The organism is Gordonia sp. WA4-43 (genome assembly GCF_020520305.1).
In the GTDB taxonomy this organism is placed as follows: Bacteria; Actinomycetota; Actinomycetes; order Mycobacteriales; family Mycobacteriaceae; genus Gordonia; species Gordonia hongkongensis.
On record NZ_CP084736.1, the window covers coordinates 1,533,275 to 1,549,374 of the forward strand.

The window sequence follows — 16,100 nt, forward strand, 5'->3', positions numbered from 1 at the left end:
CCTCGCCCGTCCGCGGGTGGGAGTTCGAGAGCACGAGACCCGATGCCATGAGCGCAAGCTCCCCGGCATCGGGTCTTTGGTGTGTGCGCGATAGGGTTTCGCGCATGGCCTCATCGAACCCCACCGCCCCCGCTGCCGTAGACGACACCGACGCTCTGGTGCACGAGCGCAACGGCGTCCTCACCCTCGCGGTCTCGACGGCGGGCGCGGGCAACTCGCTCGACGACGCCGCCCTCGCCGCGGGAACCCAGGCACTGCGCGAGGTCGCGCGTGGACAGCGTGACGTGGGGGCGGTCCTGCTCGTCGGGCTGGGCAAGAACTTCTGCGCCGGCGGCAACGTCCGCGCCTTCGCCGGTGCGGACGACCGCCCGACCTATCTGCGCGAGATCGCCGACAACTTCCATCAGCTCGTCGGCGCCCTGTACGAGGCGAACCGCCCCGTCGTCGTCGCCGCGAAGGGCTGGGCCGCCGGCGCGGGCATGTCGCTGGTGTTGCACGCCGACGTCGCCGTCGGTGGTCCGTCGACCCGGCTGCGGCCCGCCTACCGCGGTATCGGTCTCACTCCCGACGGGGGTCTCACCTGGACCCTCCCCCGCGCCGTCGGCGCTGCCCGGGCACGCCAGATCATCCTGACCGACCGCGTCATCAGCGCCGACGAGGCCCAGCAGTGGGGGCTGCTGTCGGAGATCGTCGCCGACGACGAGGTCGAGTCCGCCGCGCGCACGGCCGCCGAGGCCATCGCGTCGGGTCCCCGCGACGCCGACGCGATGACCAAGCATCTGTTGGCCGTCTCCGCCGACACCACGTTGGTCGAGCACCTCGCCCTCGAAGCCCGCTCCATCTCCGAACGGTCCGGACTGCCCGAGGGCATCGAGGGAGTTGACGCCTTCGTCGGCAAGCGCGCGCCGGACTTCACCCGGGGCCGTGCCACCACCGCCCCCTGATCCGAAAGAACTACATAACCATTGCTCCCTGAGGTGCGAGGAGCGCCAGCGACGAGCCACGAAGGGCCTGGTGAGACAGGTTGCGGAGCCCTTCGTGGCTCGCTTCGCTCGCACCTCAGGGAGCAGAGATGTGGACGCTCAAACAGTGTTCTTTCGTAGTCCACGACGGCCGCCAGGCCGCAGGTACTGAGGTGCGAGGAGCGCGTCGAGGTCGACGAGCCTCGAAGGGTCACGGCAGACGCCACTCCACCGGTTCGGCGCCGAGGTCCAACAGTTCCTCGTTGGCCCGGCTGAAGGGTCGGGACCCGAAGAACCCGCGCGAGGCCGACAACGGTGATGGATGCGCCGACACGATGGTCGGGACGTCGGGCAGCCACTTCTCCAGTCCCGCGGCGTCCCGGCCCCACAGGATCGCGACGAGCGGCTCGTCGCGGGCGGCAAGCGCCTTGATCGCGCACTCGGTCACCTCTTCCCAGCCCTTCCCCCGGTGAGAGGCCGGCTCGCCGGGGGCCACCGTGAGCACGCGGTTCAACAGAAGCACACCGTTGTCCGCCCAGGGCGTGAGATCCCCGGTGGTCGGCATGGGGTAGCCGAGATCGGCGCAGTATTCGGTGTAGATGTTCGTCAGGGAACGCGGGATCGGGCGCACGTCGGGCGCCACCGAGAAGCTCAGTCCGACGGCGTGTCCCGGCGTCGGGTATGGATCCTGCCCGACGATCAGCACGCGCACGTCGTCGAGGGGGCGCGTGAAGGCCCGCAGGACATGTTGTCCCGCAGGCAGATAGCGCCGCCCCTCGGCGATCTCGGTGCGCAGGAACCGGCCCATCTCGGTGATGAGCGGCTCGACCGGGGCGAGCGCCTGCGCCCAGCCCGGGTCGATCAGTTCGGCAAGGGGTTTGGGTGGTGCGGTCACTCGATTGCCTCCGTCGTGGGCGGTCGCTAGTCCAGTCGTTTCAGGGCGGTGCGATAGTGCTGCGCGTTCTGGAAGTACATCTCGCAGTTGAGTTCGGTGTGCCCCTCCGGTACCTCGTAGCCGTCGCGGAGCCGGGCCGGTACACCGAGCGCCATCCGTCGCGAGGGAACGTCGAACTTGAACGGGACCACCGCGCCGGCTCCGACGATCGCGCCGTCGCCGACCGTGGACCCGTTCAGGACCACCGATCCCGAGGCGATGAGGCAGTCGTTTCCGATCGTCGCGCCCTCTATGTGCGCGTTGTGTCCGACGACGCACCGTTCGCCGATCACGGTCGGGTCGAGAACCGTGCAGTGGATGACGGTGCCGTCCTGGATGTTGCTGCGGGCGCCGACGGTGATGGTCCCGTAGTCGCCGCGGAGTACCGCGCCCGGCCACACCGAGACACCGTCGCCCAGGGTGACCGCGCCGATCACCACCGCGTCCGGGTGCACGTAGGTGTCCTGTCCCAGAACCGGTTCTCGGTCGTCGAGTGCGTAGATCGCCATGAGGCGACTCTAATGGTGCGCCCCGGGGACCTCAGTCACCAGTCGGGTCGGCGAAGGACTGCCACCCGTGCAGTTCGAGACCGTCGGGCCCACCGACCCGGCGGTCGTCGACCCAGACCTCGGGCGCCGACGAGGACTTCTCCCCCACCGAGCCGATGACGGTCCACCCTGGCGGCACCACCGCGGGCCCGCCGAACGCCGCGAGCAGGTGATGGTCCTCGCCGCCGGCCAGTACCCAGCGGTCGACGTCCGCCCCGAGTTCGCTTGCCGCGGCAGCCAGATCCGGGCGCCGCGGTACGGCGTCGCCATGCACGGTCATGGCGACCTGGGCAGCCCTCGACATCGTGAGCAGTTCCTCGACCAGACCGTCGGAGATGTCGGTCATGGCGTGCGCACCTGCCGCCGCGGCGACCGGCCCCTGGGTGAGGTCGGGGTTCGGAACTCGGTGCAGTGCAACCAGTTCCGACCAATCGCTGACCACCGGACGCGGATCGGACAGCACCGCGAGTCCCGCGGCGCTGGCCCCCAGCGGACCGCTCACCGCGAGGACGTCACCAGGCCGGGCACCGCCCAGCGAGACGGGGGGCCGACCCTCGAGCGCGCCGACCGCGGTGACACTCACCACCACCTGACCGGCCGAGACGAGGTCGCCGCCCAGCACCCGGGCCCCCTGTCCGTGTGCCGCGCGGACCACGCCGTCGTTGAGGTCGAGGACGACGCCGACCGGCGTGTCCGACGGACACGCGATGGACACGACGAGACCCGTTGTGCGGCCGCCCATCGCGGCGACGTCGGCGGCACTCTGCACCACCGCGCGGGCGCCGACCTGCTCCGGCGTCGACCAGTCGAATCGGAAGTGGCGCCCCTCGACGACGGTGTCGGTGCTGATCACCGCCGATCCCCCGATGTCGAGAACGGCTGCGTCGTCACCGGATCCGATCACGATGTCGTCGGCGGGCTCACCGGAGGTCGCGGACGCGGTCAACGCGGCGATCACGGCACGCTCACCGATCGCCCCGACCGTGTCGGTCCGGTCGATCGCGCGGTCCTGCCGACCTGTCTCGTCGAAGGTCACTCGTCGGGGCCTTTCCTCTTCCGGTCGCGCGCGCACGGGGTTGTCGGTGACAATGTGTGCCACAGTGTATGGGGCCGCCGGGCGAGAGCGATCCGCAACAGTCCGGCCGCCCGCGGCAGTCGTGCACTGCCCGACGACCGCGCATGCGCCGAGCCGCCGGTACGACAGCCCGTGTCGACGATGTGCCCCATACGATGTGGCCCGGGTACGACACAGACGGAGAGGATGTCCGTGGTTCAGGCATACATACTGATCCAGACCGAGGTCGGCAGGGCCGCCCTCGCAGCTGCGACCATCGCCGAGATCGCCGGGGTCGCCTCGTCGGAAGAGGTCAGTGGGCCGTACGACGTGATCGTCCGGGTCGACGCGTCCGATGCCACCCACCTGACCGAGAACGTGGTTCCGCAGATCCAGAAGGTGGACGGGATCACCCGCACCCTGACCTGCCCGGTGGTCCCCACGACGCGCTGAGGGGCGTCGGCCGGCCGCCGACGACGGGTGATCGTGACGGGTCCCCGTGCGCGGGTTCGGCAGACCGACTCCTACTGTTGTGGGGTGACGTCAGCAGGTTCGGATGACACCCAGCAGGATCCCGTCGACGGCGAATCCGCCGAGGACTCCGCGCGGTATGGCGGCGGCGGACGTCTCAGCCCCGCACTCGTCGCGACCCTGGTAGCCATTCCGGTGATGGTGCTCGCCGGCTTCATCGTGTTCGCCGCGATGCGCCCCGATCCGGTGACCCCGATCGAGTCCTACGACTCCGTCGGCCCGGTCGCCGCGGAGTGCACCCGCTTGCTCACCGAAGCACCGGACACCTTCGAGGGTTTCGGCACCAAAGAGGTCTCCGGCGACCGCGCGACGTGGCCGTCGACCGGCCCGGGCGACGACATGACACTTCGGTGCGGGGTGACCCGACCTGCCGAGCTGTCTCCCACCAGCAATCTCCAGGAGATCCACGCCGCCGGCCAGGCCGGGGTCCAGTGGTTCATCACGGACACGGTCGACGGCTCGGGCCAGGCCTATGTGTGCGTCGACCACCGGCCCTATGTCGCGATGTGGATTCCGACGAACGCCGGCAACGGACCCATCACCGACATCTCGGGACTGATCGACCGCACCCTCGAACGGGGACCGCTCGACTTCGGCTGATCGGCGGCGGGCGCTCAGTCCCGGTAGATCTCCGGCTTGGTGCTGCGGCCCAGCAGCGAATTGACCGCGTCGGCCACCGACATGCCGTCGTGACAGACCTGGTGGACCGCGTCGGTGAGCGGCATCGGCACCTGGTGTCGCTCGGCCAGTGCACGCACCGACGAGCACGACTTGACGCCCTCGGCGACCTGCCCGTTGGTGGCCTCCTGAGCCTGCGCCATGGTGGCACCCTCCCCCAGCCGCGCGCCGAACGTGCGGTTGCGCGACAACGGCGACGAACACGTCGCGACGAGATCCCCGATCCCGGCGAGACCCGCCAGCGTCTCGATCTGCGCGCCCACCGCGACGCCCAATCGGATCGTCTCGGCGAGCCCACGAGTGATGATCGTCGCCAGGGTGTTCTGACCGAACCCGATGCCGCTGGCCATCCCGCAGGCCAGCGCGATGACGTTCTTCGCAGAGCCGCCGATCTCACATCCGACGACGTCGGTGTTGGTGTACGGCCGGAAGTATCGCGTACTGAACGCGCTCTGCAGCGTCACCGCCCGCGCCTCGTCGGCACAGGCGATCACGGTCGCCGCCGGTTGACCCTCCGCGATCTCGCGTGCCAGGTTCGGCCCGGTCAGCACCGCGATCCGGTCGTCGGCGACACCGGTCACCTCGGCGATGACCTCACTCATCCGCAGCAGGGTGTTGGATTCGATGCCCTTGGCGAGCGACACCAACGACGCATCCGACCCGATGTAGGGCGTCCACTGCGTCAGGTTGGGGCGCAACGACTGCGACGGGACACCGCAGACGACGACGTCGGCGCCGAGCAGGGCATCGACCGCCGAACTCGTCGCGGTGAGCGCGGCGGGCAGCGCGATGCCGGGTAGATAGTCGGCGTTGACGTGCTCGGTGTTGATCGCCTCGGCGAGTTCGGGTCGCCGCGCCCAGATCACGGTGTCGGTACCGGCATCGACCAGCACCTTCGCCACCGAGGTTCCCCAGGAACCCGCACCCATCACCGCTGCGCGCACCGCAACCTCCCACCGGGCAAGCCCAATTCCGTATTCCCACCGCCGGCGCCGGCCGGACGGCCGACCCTGCTCACCCTAGTGCCTGCCGGGTATGGCCGACCCGGAATGTCACCGACCAGGGGTCGGTGCATCATGATGGTCGGCATGGAACACAGCACCGTCGGCGCGGGCGCCGACTCGACGGTCGTCGACGCGGGGGGCAACGAGCCCGTCGCGACGTCGGTCGCGGCCGTGCTGGCGGTCAAGAATCTGCACCGCGCGAAGTCACGACTGGCGGCGACGCTGTCCACCGCATTCGAGGGTGACGACCCCGTCGCCCGGGGTTCCCTCGTCCTGGCGATGTTCCTCGACACCGTCGACGCCCTGCGCGGCGCCGGGATCTCTCGGCTCGTCGTCGTCAGCCCCGACGACGAGGTGCTCGCCGCGGCGCGGCGCTCGGGCATGCGCGGCCTGAGCGAGTCGCCGCACCGGGCACCCGCGGACGCCGGTCTCAACTCCGCGTTCGTCGAGGGTGCGCGCTGGGCGCGCGAGGCGTGGCCCGAGTCGACGGGCCTGATGTACGTGCAGGCCGATCTGCCGGCGGCGACGAGCACGTCCGTCGCCGCCGTGTTGCGCGCCGCCGGTGAACACCGCTCGAGCTTCGTCACCGACCGGGACGGATCCGGGACGGTGCTGCTGCACGGCACCGGTACCGGCGTCCCCGCTCCCCGTTTCGGTCCCGGTTCGGCGGCCGCCCACCGGGCCGCCGGCGCCGTCGAACTCGACCCGGCCGGCCGGGAGTGGGCCGACCTGCGCACCGACGTCGACACCGCGGCGGACCTGGGCGTCGCCCGCGAGCTCGGCCTCGGACCGCACACCGTCGCTGCGCTGCGTCATCTCTGACCCCGACCCGCAATCGACAAGCGTCCGACCGGCGGGCGTGTACGCCGGGGACGGCGATGGGTCATCATTGGGGGGTGAGCCCCGCCGACGATGACGTATCGCAGACCGCCACGGTCACCACGACACCGATCCCGCATGCCCCGCCGGCCGCCACCCTGGTGCCCGACGAATCCGCCGACCTGCCCGAGGACCGTTACCTCAACCGGGAATTGAGCTGGCTGGACTTCAACTCCCGGGTGCTCGCACTCGCCGAGGACACCTCCCTGCCGCTCCTCGATCGTGCGAAGTTCCTCGCCATCTTCGCCTCGAACCTCGACGAGTTCTTCATGGTGCGGGTGGCCGGACTCAAGCGGCGCGACGAGACCGGCCTGTCGGTCCGGTCCGCCGACGGCCTGTCGCCGCGAGAACAACTCATGCGCATCGCCGGACGCGCGCAGACCGTCGCCGACCGGCACGCGCGCGTCTTCCTCGATTCGGTCCGACCGGCGTTGGCCGACAACGACATCTACGTGGTGTCCTGGTCGCAGCTCACCGCCGAGCAGCAGGCGCGGATGACCGATTATTTCCAGGACGAGGTATTTCCGGTCCTGACGCCCCTGGCGGTCGACCCCGCTCATCCGTTCCCGTACATCAGCGGGTTGTCGCTGAACCTCGCGGTCACGGTCCGCGACGTCAACGAGAGCGGCGAGCACTTCGCGCGGGTCAAGGTACCGGACAACGTGAACCGCTTCATCCGCGTCGACCGGCTGTCGCCCGCTCGGGCGTCCGACGACGACAAGGCCGCCAGGAGCGCGGTGTTCCTACCGTTGGAGAGTCTGATCGCGGCCAACCTCGGGACGTTGTTCCCGGGTATGGAAATCGTTGAGCACCACGTCTTCCGGATCACCCGCAACGCCGACTTCGAGGTCGAAGAGGACCGCGACGAGGACCTCCTCCAGGCGCTCGAGCGAGAACTCGCGCGCCGTCGGTTCGGCTCGCCGGTGCGGCTCGAGGTCGCCGACGACATGAGCGAGCACATGCTCGAGTTGTTGCTGCGCGAGCTCGAGGTGGACCCCGCCGACGTCATCCAGGTGCCCGGACTCCTCGATCTGTCATCACTTTTCGAGATCTACGCGCTCGACCGCCCGCATCTCAAGGACCGTCCGTTCGTCCCCGCCACCCACCCCGCGTTCGGCGAGCGAGAGACACCCAAGAGCGTGTTCTCTACTCTTCGCGACGGTGACGTACTCGTCCACCATCCGTACGACTCGTTCTCGACGAGCGTGCAGCGGTTCATCGAGCAGGCCGCGGCCGACCCGCAGGTCCTGGCCATCAAGCAGACGCTGTACCGCACCTCCGGCGACTCCCCGATCGTCAACGCGCTCATCGACGCCGCCGAGGCCGGGAAGCAGGTCGTCGCGCTGGTGGAGATCAAGGCCCGCTTCGACGAGCAGGCGAACATCAAGTGGGCCCGCAAACTGGAACAGGCCGGCGTCCACGTCGTCTACGGCCTCGTCGGTTTGAAGACCCACTGCAAGACCTGCCTGGTGGTGCGTCGCGAGGGCTCGACGATCAAGCGGTACTGCCACATCGGGACCGGCAACTACAACCCGAAGACCGCGCGGCTCTACGAGGACGTGGGCCTGCTGACCGCCGCCCCCGACATCGGCGCCGACCTGACCGACCTGTTCAACACCTTGACCGGCTACTCCCGCAAGCAGGAATACCGCAACATCCTCGTTGCGCCGCACGGCATCCGGGCGGGCATCATCAAACGGATCCATCGCGAGATCGAGCTGTTCCGCGACGGCGACACGCGCGCGAGAATCCAGCTCAAGGCGAATGCACTGGTCGACGAGCAGGTGATCGATGCGCTGTACCGGGCCTCGCAGAGCGGGGTACCCGTCGACGTCGTCGTCCGTGGCATCAGCGCGCTGCGGCCCGGGGTCGAGGGTTACAGCGACAACATCCACGTGCGGTCGATCCTGGGGCAGTTCCTCGAGCATTCCCGAATCCTGTATTTCGGTGCGCAGAACGAGTACTGGTTCGGCAGCGCGGACATGATGCACCGCAATCTCGATCGGCGCGTGGAGGTCATGGTGAACGTCCGTGACGAGCGTCTGGCCGGTGAACTCGGTGACATCTTCGCCTCCGCCCTCGATCCGCGGACCCGCTGCTGGGTCCTGCAGTCCGACGGGAGCTGGGTGGCCTCACCTGCCGAGGGCGAAGAGGTGCGCGACCATCAGCGACAGATGATGCGGCGCAATCGTCGTCGGCCGGAGACCAGTTCGTGACCGGCACCGACGCGTAACCTTCGACCTCTACGATCACCATCGACATGGCGAAGAAGACGAATGAGGTGTGGGCCGCCGGCGGTGTGGTCTGGCGACCGGTTGTCCCCGGTCCGACCGGGAACGATGCCGCCGAGATCGACGATGTCGAGATCGCGGTCGTCCACCGCCCCAAGTACGACGACTGGACGCTGCCCAAGGGAAAGGCCGAGCCGGGCGAGACCCTCATCGACACGGCGGTGCGCGAGATCGCCGAGGAGACGGGCCAACACGTCGTTCTCGGCCGGCACCTGGACGACGTCCACTACGACCTCGGCAGTACCCGCAAGCATGTGCGCTACTGGTCGGCGCGAGCGTCCGACGGAGAGTTCGTCGCCGGGCACGAGGTCGACGAGCTGCGGTGGCTCCCCGTCGACGAGGCCCGGGAGATGTTGAGCTATCCGCTCGATCGCACGATCCTCGAGGAGTTCGTGCGGCTACCCGCGGACCTGCACACGTTCCTGTTGGTACGGCACGCCAAGGCCGGCCGGCGCTCGACCTACAAGGGCGACGACCGGTTGCGGCCCCTCGACAAACTCGGCCGGGCGCAAGCCGCCGCCCTCGCCCCATTGCTGATCGCGTTCGGGGCGAGCCGGGTGCACTCGGCCGATCGCGTCCGCTGTGAGCAGACCCTGGAACCGCTACGCGACCGGCTGGGGGTCGAGTTGCACAGCGAGCCGGATCTGTCGGAGGAGACGTATCGGACCAATCCGGCAGCGGCGCAACGCCGGATCCTCGAACTCGCCGCCGACACGACGTCGACCCTGGCGGTCTGCAGTCAGGGCAAGGTGATCCCGCCCCTCATGGACTGGTGGTCCGAGCGCGACTCGATCCCGCTTCCCAAGGCCTCCAACCGCAAGGGCAGTGTGTGGGTTCTGTCCCTGTTCGACGGCCGGCTGGTGGCGGCCGATCACATCGCCGGGCCGCTCCCGACAGCCTGAGTTCCCGCGCCCCCCGCCGGTTGACCCCGAACACGATTCAGCCCCCGGCGGGGGAAGTACGCCGGGGGCTGAATAGGGATCGTCGACCGCGGTTGTCCGCAGGTCAGCGACGGGTGGTCTTCTTCGCCGCGGTCTTCTTCGCGGCAGTCTTCTTGGCCGGAGCTTTCTTTGCGGCGGTGGCCTTCTTCGCCGGCGCCGCCTTCTTGGCCGGAGCCTTCTTCGCCGCGGTGGTGGTCTTCTTGGCCGCCGTGGTCTTCGCCGGAGCCTTCTTGGCCGCGGTGGTCTTCTTGGCCGCCGTGGTCTTCGCCGGAGCCTTCTTGGCCGCCGTGGTCTTCTTGGCGGCGGCGGTCGTCTTCTTGGCGGCCGTCTTCTTCGCCGGCGCAGCCTTCTTGGCTGCCGTGGTGGTGGCCCCGCTTCCGCGCTTCACAGCCGGACCGGTCGCGGACAGCTTCTGCTTGCCCGCCACAACAGCTTTGAACTGAGCGCCCGGACGGAACGCCGGCACCGAGGTCGCGCGGACCTTGACGGTCTCGCCGGTGCGCGGGTTACGGGCGACGCGCGGTGCGCGCTTCCGCTTCTCGAATACGCCGAAGCCGGTGATCGTCACGCTCTCGCCCTTGTTGACTGCGCGCACGATCGTGTCGACGACGAGCTCGACGGCTTCAGTCGCAGTCTTGCGATCCGCGTCGAGCTTCTTGGTCAGCTCATCAATGAGCTCCGCCTTGTTCATGAGTACCTCCGCAAGCTGATCTGACCGAGTTTCGGCCAGCTACCAACACACGGTAAACGTCGGATGTGAAAACGTCCATCTTCCACGCCAATTAGGACGCCGTGTTGCGAAATGGCATGGCAGCTCACGACGGTGCCGCCGCGGCGAGATGACCCCGCCGCGGCGGTGCGGAATCAGTCCGCGAGGGTGCGCGGCTTGAATGCCGGACGCGCCGACTCGTACTCGGAAATCGCCTCTACCTCGCGCAACGTGAGTCCGATGTCGTCGAGACCCTCCATCAGACGCCACCGCGTGTAGTCATCAATTGCCAACGGCACCACGAGGTCTCCGGCGGTGACCGTCTTATCGACAAGGCTCACCGTCACTTCGAGGCCAGGATTCTCCTCGAGGCGCTTCCACAGCAGTTCGACGTCGGGCTGCTCGACCTGCGCGGCCACCAGACCCGCCTTGCCCGAGTTGCCGCGGAAGATGTCGGCGAAACGCGACGAGATCACCACGCGGAAGCCGAAATCGGACAGCGCCCAGACCGCGTGTTCACGCGACGACCCGGTGCCGAAGTCGGGACCGGCGACCAGGACCGACCCGCGGCTCCAGGGCTCGTTGTTGAGGATGAAGTCGGGATCGGTCCGCCAACCGGCGAACAGACCGTCCTCAAAGCCGGTGCGCGTCACCCGCTTCAGATAGACGGCCGGGATGATCTGGTCGGTGTCGACGTTGCTGCGACGCAGCGGGACACCGATACCGGTGTGTTCGGTGAACGGTTCCATGAGAAAAGCCCCTGTTCGAATGATGTGGCTGGGATATGGGTCGGACCGTGACTCAACCGAGATCGGCGGGCGCCGGCTGCGAGTCCAGGTCGGCGGGCGCGGACAAGGTGCCGCGCAGCGCGGTGGCCGCTGCCACTCCCGGAGACACGAGGTGCGTTCGGCCACCCTTGCCCTGGCGCCCTTCGAAATTGCGGTTGGAGGTCGACGCACACCGCTCGCCCGGGGCGAGCTGGTCGGGGTTCATGCCGAGGCACATCGAGCACCCGGCCTGCCGCCATTCGGCGCCGGCCGCGAGGAAGATCTCGCCGAGTCCTTCGTCCTCGGCCTGTGCACGCACCCGCATCGAACCGGGCACGATGAGCATCCGCATCCCGTCCGCGACCCTGCGCCCCTTGAGAATGCCGGCGACCTCGCGCAGGTCCTCGATCCGCCCGTTGGTGCAGGAGCCGACGAAGACCGTGTCGACCTTGATGTCGCGCAGCGGCGTTCCGGGCTCGAGGCCCATGTACTCCAGCGCCTTGGCCGCGGCACTCGCCTTGACCTCGTCGCCGTACTCCGCCGGGTCGGGTACCGCGGCGCCGAGCGGTGCACCCTGTCCCGGATTGGTCCCCCACGTGACGAACGGGGTCAGCGAGGCGGCGTCGATGTGCACCTCGGCGTCGAAGGTGGCACCGGGATCGGTGCGCAGACTGTCCCAATAGGCAACGGCAGCATCCCAATCGGCACCCGACGGGGCATGCGGGCGGCCCTTGAGGAACTCGTAGGTGACCTCATCGGGTGCGATCATCCCCGCCCGGGCGCCTGCCTCGATCGACATGTTGCACACCGTCATCCGCGCTTCCATGGAGAGCTTGCGGATCGCCTCCCCGCGGTACTCCAGCACGTAACCCTGCCCGCCGCCGGTGCCGATCTTCGCGATGATCGCGAGGATCAGGTCCTTGCTCGTCACACCGGGCGGGAGCTCGCCGTCGACATTGATCGCCATCGTCTTGAACGGGCGCAGCGAGAGGGTCTGCGTCGCCAGGACGTGCTCGACCTCACTGGTACCGATACCCATCGCGATCGCTCCGAAGGCACCGTGCGTCGAGGTGTGGCTGTCACCGCACACGACGGTCATGCCGGGTTGGGTCAGGCCCAACTGCGGCCCGACCACGTGGACGATGCCCTGCTCGGCGTCACCCATGGGATGAAGGCGGACGCCGAATTCCTCGCAGTTGCTGCGCAGCGTGTCGACCTGGGTCCGCGACACGGGATCGGCGATGGGCTTGTCGATGTCCACCGTCGGGACGTTGTGGTCCTCGGTCGCGATGGTCAGATCCGGTCGGCGGACCGGACGACCGGCGAGGCGCAGACCCTCGAAGGCCTGGGGGCTGGTGACCTCGTGGACGAGGTGGAGATCGATGTAGATCAGGTCGGGATTGGTGTTGCCGGACGCATCGACGTCACCGGGGACGACGACATGGTCGCGCCACACCTTCTCGGCGAGAGTCAGCGGCTGGGCTGGGCTGTTGCTCATGGCTTCACTCGTTATCTGCTCGGGTTCTTCGGACTCTGCACGCGGTGTTGACGTTCTGGCTGTGTTTCGAACGTGCATCTCACTATTTGGACAGCTAGTATCGTCCTATGGGAAAGGATACCGCATCCGCGGTCAGCAGCGGAATCGGAGTGCTCGACAAGTCCGTGGCGGTGCTGCACGCGATCGCCGAGGCGCCGTGCAATCTCTCCGAACTCTGCGAACGCACCGGTCTGCCCCGGGCGACGGCACATCGACTCGCCGTCGGACTCGAGACGCACCGCTTTCTGACCAGGGATGTCACCGGCCGCTGGCAGCCCGGCCCCGTCCTCGGCGAACTCGCCTCCTCGGCACACGATCCCGTCACCGAGTCGGCTCTCATGGTCCTCCCCCGGCTCCGCGACATCACCGGCGAATCGGTTCAGGTCTATCGCCGCGAAGGTGCCGAACGCGTCTGCGTCGCCGCGATGGAACCACCGACCGGCCTGCGTGACACCGTGCCGGTGGGCACCCGGTTCCCCATGAGCGCAGGGTCCGCGGCGAAGGTCCTCCTCGCCTGGGCCGACCCTGCCACCCAGCGCGCGCTCGTGCCGGACAGCGTCTTCAGCGAGCGCGCACTGCACGAGATCCGCCGGCGCGGGTGGGCCCAGAGTGCCGGTGAACGCGCCGCCGGAGTCGCGAGTGTGTCGGCTCCCGTGCGCGACGGCAACGGTGACGTGGTCGCCGCGATCTCGGTGTCCGGGCCGATCGACCGGATGGGCCGACGACCCGGTGCACGCTGGGCCGCCGATCTGCTCGCCGCCGCCGACGCCATCCACAAACGCCTCCAGGCCGCACGTCCCTGACCCAGAGCCGTTGCACCCGGAGCGGTTCCGATGAACCCGCCGGTGGGCTAGCGTCGGGGAATGGGAGTCAACCAACGCAATCAGATCGTCATGTCCGAGGCCGAGATCGCGGAGTTCGTGGCGCGCAGCCGGACCGCGACCCTTGCCACCACCGGAGCGGACGGGAGCATCCACCTCGTGGCGATGTGGTACGGGATCATCGACGGCGAAATCTGGTTCGAGACCAAATCCAAGTCGCAGAAGGCAGTCAACATCCGTCGCAACAACCGGTGCTCGGTGATGATCGAGGACGGTGACACCTACGACACACTGCGCGGCGTCACCTTCGAGGGCACTGCCGAGATCCTCGACGACCCGGACTCGTGCCTGAAGGTCGGCATCAGCGTCTGGGAACGCTACACAGCGCCCTACACCGAAGAATCGCGACCATTCGTCGAGCAGATGATGAACAAGCGCGTCGCCGTCCGGATCCGTCCGTCCCGCACCCGTTCCTGGGACCACCGCAAGCTCGGCATCCCCGAGATGCCGGCCTCGGGCACCACCGCCGAATTCCTCTGACCGCAGTCCCGGCGCGACACCTTCTGACCCTCGTCCGTGTTTCGGTGTGATTATCGCAACACGGACGAGATGGTCTGTCGCGCAATGAAAAACACCCTCCCCCTGCATGGCAGAGGAAGGGTGTTTCTCGTAGCCCCGACGGGATTCGAACCCGCGCTACCGCCTTGAGAGGGCGGCGTCCTAGGCCGCTAGACGACGGGGCCATGGGAACTTCCGGCGATCAAGACCTTAGCACGGTCTCGATCTCTTTCTGTCCGCTGGGGTACCAGGACTCGAACCTAGAATGGCGGTACCAGAAACCGCTGTGTTGCCAATTACACCATACCCCATTGGCTTGATTCTCCTTGCGGAAAACTGCCGAGAAAGAGAGTATCAAAGGGTCACCGTAAGTCCACAAACGTGCAGCTCAGCGGCACTATTTGGCTGCGATCTCCCGTGCCGAGGCCAGCCGCGCGAGCGTCTTGTCGCGACCCAGGATCTCCATCGATTCGAAGAGCGGCGGACTGACCTGGGAGCCGGTCACCGCCACGCGTACCGGACCGAACGCCTTGCGCGGTTTGAGCCCCAGATCGTCCACCAGCGCAGCATTCAGTGCGTCCTGCAGTGCGGCGGTGGTGAAGGAGTCCAGCGACTCGACCGCGGCGATGGTGGCGTCCAGGACCGGCACCGCGTCGGCGCCCAGGTTCTTGCTCGCCGCCTTCTCGTCGATCGTGAACTCGTCGTCGGAGACGTAGGCGAAGGAGATGAGGTCCCACGCGTCGCCGAGGACCTGGATACGCGTCTGCACCAGTTCGGCCAGAGCCGCGAAGGTCTCGTCGTCGGCGCTCTCGGGGAGCTTGCCCTGCGCGACGAGATACGAGCGCAGCCGCGCCGTGAAGTCGGCGACCTCGAGCATCCGGATGTGCTCGGCGTTGATGGCGTCGGCCTTCTTCTGATCGAACCGTGCGGGGTTCGAGTTGACCTGTCGCACATCGAAAGCCGCGATCATCTCGGCCAGGCTGAAGACGTCGACATCGCTCTTGTAACCCCAGCCGAGCAGCGCGAGGTAGTTGAGCAGACCCTCGGGGATGAAACCGCGGTCGCGATGGTGGAAGAGGTTCGACTGGGGGTCGCGCTTGGAGAGCTTCTTGTTGCCCTCACCCATCACGAAGGGCAGGTGCCCGAAGGCCGGCACGGCGTCGGCGACGCCGATTCGGATCAGCGCGTCGTACAGCGCGAGCTGCCGCGGAGTCGACGACAGGAGATCCTCGCCGCGCAGCACATGGGTGATCTTCATCATCGCGTCGTCGACCGGGTTGACCAGCGTGTAGAGCGGATCGCCGGTCGCACGGGTCAGCGCGAAGTCGGGAACGGTACCCGCCTTGATCGTCGTCGTGCCGCGCACGAGATCGTCCCAGGTGAGGTCGGTGTCCGGCATCCGCAGGCGGACAACGGGTTTACGTCCTTCGGCGAGGTAGGCCGCACGTTGCTCGGGCGTCAGGTCACGATCGAAGTTGTCGTACCCGAGCTTGGGGTCGCGTCCGGCGGCGCGGTGCCGGGCCTCAACCTCTTCCGGGGTCGAGAACGCCTCGTAGGCCTCGCCGGCCTCGAGAAGGCGGGCGACGACGTCGGCATGGAGTTCCCGCCGCTCGGACTGCCGGTAGGGACCGTAGGGTCCGCCCACCTCCGGCCCCTCGTCCCAGTCGAGACCGAGCCAGCGCAAAGCGTCGAGGATGGCCTCGTAGGATTCTTCGCTGTCTCGCGACGAGTCGGTGTCCTCGATGCGGAAGACGAAGGTGCCACCGTCGTGCCGGGCCTGCGCGAAATTGAAGAGCGCGGTCCGCACGAGTCCCACGTGGGGAGTGCCGGTCGGGGATGGACAGAATCGGACGCGAACGGCCTCACTACTGGTCATGAGGCTCAGC

16 protein-coding genes and 2 tRNA genes are annotated in these 16,100 nt (G+C 68.1%); 8 read left to right on the top strand and 10 right to left on the bottom strand.

Annotated features, from left to right (window positions below):
- Positions 1 to 104: 104 nt before the first annotated feature.
- Positions 105 to 944 (top strand): enoyl-CoA hydratase/isomerase family protein, encoded by an 840-nt coding sequence (locus LEL84_RS06930; protein ID WP_205333485.1) that lies wholly within the window; start codon positions 105 to 107, stop codon positions 942 to 944.
- A 229-nt stretch (positions 945 to 1,173) separates the two neighbouring features.
- Here the strand turns inward: LEL84_RS06930 and LEL84_RS06935 are convergent, their stop codons facing one another.
- Genes LEL84_RS06935 through LEL84_RS06945 form a run of 3 tightly spaced genes read right to left on the bottom strand, consistent with a single transcriptional unit; the run spans position 1,174 to position 3,480 of the window.
- The gene (locus LEL84_RS06935) at positions 1,174 to 1,857 is read right to left on the bottom strand and encodes a uracil-DNA glycosylase (RefSeq protein ID WP_226513652.1); all 684 of its coding nucleotides are present in this window, start codon (positions 1,855 to 1,857) and stop codon (positions 1,174 to 1,176) included.
- 26 nt (positions 1,858 to 1,883) lie between these two features.
- Complete coding sequence (locus LEL84_RS06940) at positions 1,884 to 2,405, bottom strand: gamma carbonic anhydrase family protein (RefSeq protein ID WP_058252116.1); 522 nt, start codon at positions 2,403 to 2,405, stop codon at positions 1,884 to 1,886.
- A 31-nt stretch (positions 2,406 to 2,436) separates the two neighbouring features.
- Complete coding sequence (locus tag LEL84_RS06945; RefSeq protein WP_226513653.1) at positions 2,437 to 3,480, bottom strand: thiamine-phosphate kinase; 1,044 nt, start codon at positions 3,478 to 3,480, stop codon at positions 2,437 to 2,439.
- Positions 3,481 to 3,705: 225 nt separating this feature from the next.
- Here LEL84_RS06945 and LEL84_RS06950 point away from each other — a divergent pair, with 225 nt between their 5' ends.
- On the top strand, positions 3,706 to 3,951 hold the full coding sequence (locus LEL84_RS06950; RefSeq protein ID WP_058252118.1) for an Lrp/AsnC ligand binding domain-containing protein: 246 nt from the start codon (positions 3,706 to 3,708) through the stop codon (positions 3,949 to 3,951).
- Between the two features lie 84 nt (positions 3,952 to 4,035).
- Positions 4,036 to 4,629: a DUF3515 domain-containing protein gene (locus LEL84_RS06955; RefSeq protein WP_068970242.1), complete on the top strand. Its 594-nt coding sequence runs from the start codon at positions 4,036 to 4,038 to the stop codon at positions 4,627 to 4,629.
- Between the two features lie 14 nt (positions 4,630 to 4,643).
- On the opposite strand, the gene LEL84_RS06960 is transcribed toward LEL84_RS06955, so the two are convergent.
- Positions 4,644 to 5,651, bottom strand: a complete 1,008-nt coding sequence (locus LEL84_RS06960; RefSeq protein WP_058252120.1) for an NAD(P)H-dependent glycerol-3-phosphate dehydrogenase — start codon at positions 5,649 to 5,651, stop codon at positions 4,644 to 4,646.
- A 144-nt stretch (positions 5,652 to 5,795) separates the two neighbouring features.
- Here LEL84_RS06960 and cofC point away from each other — a divergent pair, with 144 nt between their 5' ends.
- From cofC to LEL84_RS06975, 3 genes are all read left to right on the top strand, one after another.
- The gene (gene cofC, locus LEL84_RS06965; protein ID WP_065632753.1) at positions 5,796 to 6,533 is read left to right on the top strand and encodes a 2-phospho-L-lactate guanylyltransferase; all 738 of its coding nucleotides are present in this window, start codon (positions 5,796 to 5,798) and stop codon (positions 6,531 to 6,533) included.
- Positions 6,534 to 6,607: 74 nt separating this feature from the next.
- Entirely contained in the window at positions 6,608 to 8,806 is a 2,199-nt protein-coding gene (locus LEL84_RS06970; protein ID WP_065632752.1) for an RNA degradosome polyphosphate kinase, read from the top strand.
- Between the two features lie 44 nt (positions 8,807 to 8,850).
- Positions 8,851 to 9,783 carry an NUDIX hydrolase gene (locus LEL84_RS06975; protein WP_165629837.1) on the top strand — a complete coding sequence of 311 codons (933 nt, stop codon included), beginning with the start codon at positions 8,851 to 8,853 and terminating at the stop codon, positions 9,781 to 9,783.
- A gap of 103 nt (positions 9,784 to 9,886) precedes the next feature.
- On the opposite strand, the gene LEL84_RS06980 is transcribed toward LEL84_RS06975, so the two are convergent.
- The 3 genes from LEL84_RS06980 to leuC all read right to left on the bottom strand — a co-directional run bounded on the left by LEL84_RS06980 (position 9,887) and on the right by leuC (position 12,796).
- Positions 9,887 to 10,513, bottom strand: coding sequence for an HU family DNA-binding protein (locus LEL84_RS06980; RefSeq protein WP_058252122.1), 627 nt, complete (start codon positions 10,511 to 10,513; stop codon positions 9,887 to 9,889).
- A gap of 173 nt (positions 10,514 to 10,686) precedes the next feature.
- Positions 10,687 to 11,280, bottom strand: coding sequence for a 3-isopropylmalate dehydratase small subunit (gene leuD, locus LEL84_RS06985; RefSeq protein ID WP_165629836.1), 594 nt, complete (start codon positions 11,278 to 11,280; stop codon positions 10,687 to 10,689).
- A 52-nt stretch (positions 11,281 to 11,332) separates the two neighbouring features.
- A complete protein-coding gene (gene leuC, locus LEL84_RS06990) occupies positions 11,333 to 12,796 on the bottom strand; it encodes a 3-isopropylmalate dehydratase large subunit (RefSeq protein WP_078112920.1) in 1,464 nt (487 codons plus the stop codon).
- Between the two features lie 107 nt (positions 12,797 to 12,903).
- On the opposite strand from leuC, the gene LEL84_RS06995 reads away from it, so the two are divergent.
- Positions 12,904 to 13,638 carry an IclR family transcriptional regulator gene (locus LEL84_RS06995; protein WP_058252125.1) on the top strand — a complete coding sequence of 245 codons (735 nt, stop codon included), beginning with the start codon at positions 12,904 to 12,906 and terminating at the stop codon, positions 13,636 to 13,638.
- Positions 13,639 to 13,698: 60 nt separating this feature from the next.
- A complete protein-coding gene (locus LEL84_RS07000) occupies positions 13,699 to 14,196 on the top strand; it encodes a PPOX class F420-dependent oxidoreductase (protein ID WP_058252126.1) in 498 nt (165 codons plus the stop codon).
- 130 nt (positions 14,197 to 14,326) lie between these two features.
- Here LEL84_RS07000 and LEL84_RS07005 read toward each other — a convergent pair.
- From LEL84_RS07005 to gltX, 3 genes are all read right to left on the bottom strand, one after another.
- A tRNA-Glu gene (locus LEL84_RS07005) sits at positions 14,327 to 14,399 on the bottom strand.
- A gap of 54 nt (positions 14,400 to 14,453) precedes the next feature.
- Positions 14,454 to 14,525 (bottom strand) — tRNA-Gln (locus LEL84_RS07010).
- An 86-nt stretch (positions 14,526 to 14,611) separates the two neighbouring features.
- Complete coding sequence (gene gltX / locus LEL84_RS07015) at positions 14,612 to 16,090, bottom strand: glutamate--tRNA ligase (RefSeq protein ID WP_068970241.1); 1,479 nt, start codon at positions 16,088 to 16,090, stop codon at positions 14,612 to 14,614.
- Between the last annotated feature and the right edge of the window lie 10 nt (positions 16,091 to 16,100).

Excerpts from the sequence above, each read along its gene's own strand:
- LEL84_RS06930 (WP_205333485.1), top strand. The coding sequence starts at position 105 with ATGGCCTCATCGAACCCCACCGCCCCCGCTGCCGTAGACGACACCGAC.
- LEL84_RS06980 (WP_058252122.1), bottom strand. The coding sequence starts at position 10,513 with ATGAACAAGGCGGAGCTCATTGATGAGCTGACCAAGAAGCTCGACGCG.
- LEL84_RS06975 (WP_165629837.1), top strand. The coding sequence starts at position 8,851 with ATGGCGAAGAAGACGAATGAGGTGTGGGCCGCCGGCGGTGTGGTCTGG.
- LEL84_RS06995 (WP_058252125.1), top strand. The coding sequence starts at position 12,904 with ATGGGAAAGGATACCGCATCCGCGGTCAGCAGCGGAATCGGAGTGCTC.
- leuD (WP_165629836.1), bottom strand. The coding sequence starts at position 11,280 with ATGGAACCGTTCACCGAACACACCGGTATCGGTGTCCCGCTGCGTCGC.
- leuC (WP_078112920.1), bottom strand. The coding sequence starts at position 12,796 with ATGAGCAACAGCCCAGCCCAGCCGCTGACTCTCGCCGAGAAGGTGTGG.
- gltX (WP_068970241.1), bottom strand. The coding sequence starts at position 16,090 with ATGACCAGTAGTGAGGCCGTTCGCGTCCGATTCTGTCCATCCCCGACC.
- LEL84_RS07000 (WP_058252126.1), top strand. The coding sequence starts at position 13,699 with ATGGGAGTCAACCAACGCAATCAGATCGTCATGTCCGAGGCCGAGATC.
- cofC (WP_065632753.1), top strand. The coding sequence starts at position 5,796 with ATGGAACACAGCACCGTCGGCGCGGGCGCCGACTCGACGGTCGTCGAC.
- LEL84_RS06950 (WP_058252118.1), top strand. The coding sequence starts at position 3,706 with ATGTCCGTGGTTCAGGCATACATACTGATCCAGACCGAGGTCGGCAGG.
- LEL84_RS06940 (WP_058252116.1), bottom strand. The coding sequence starts at position 2,405 with ATGGCGATCTACGCACTCGACGACCGAGAACCGGTTCTGGGACAGGAC.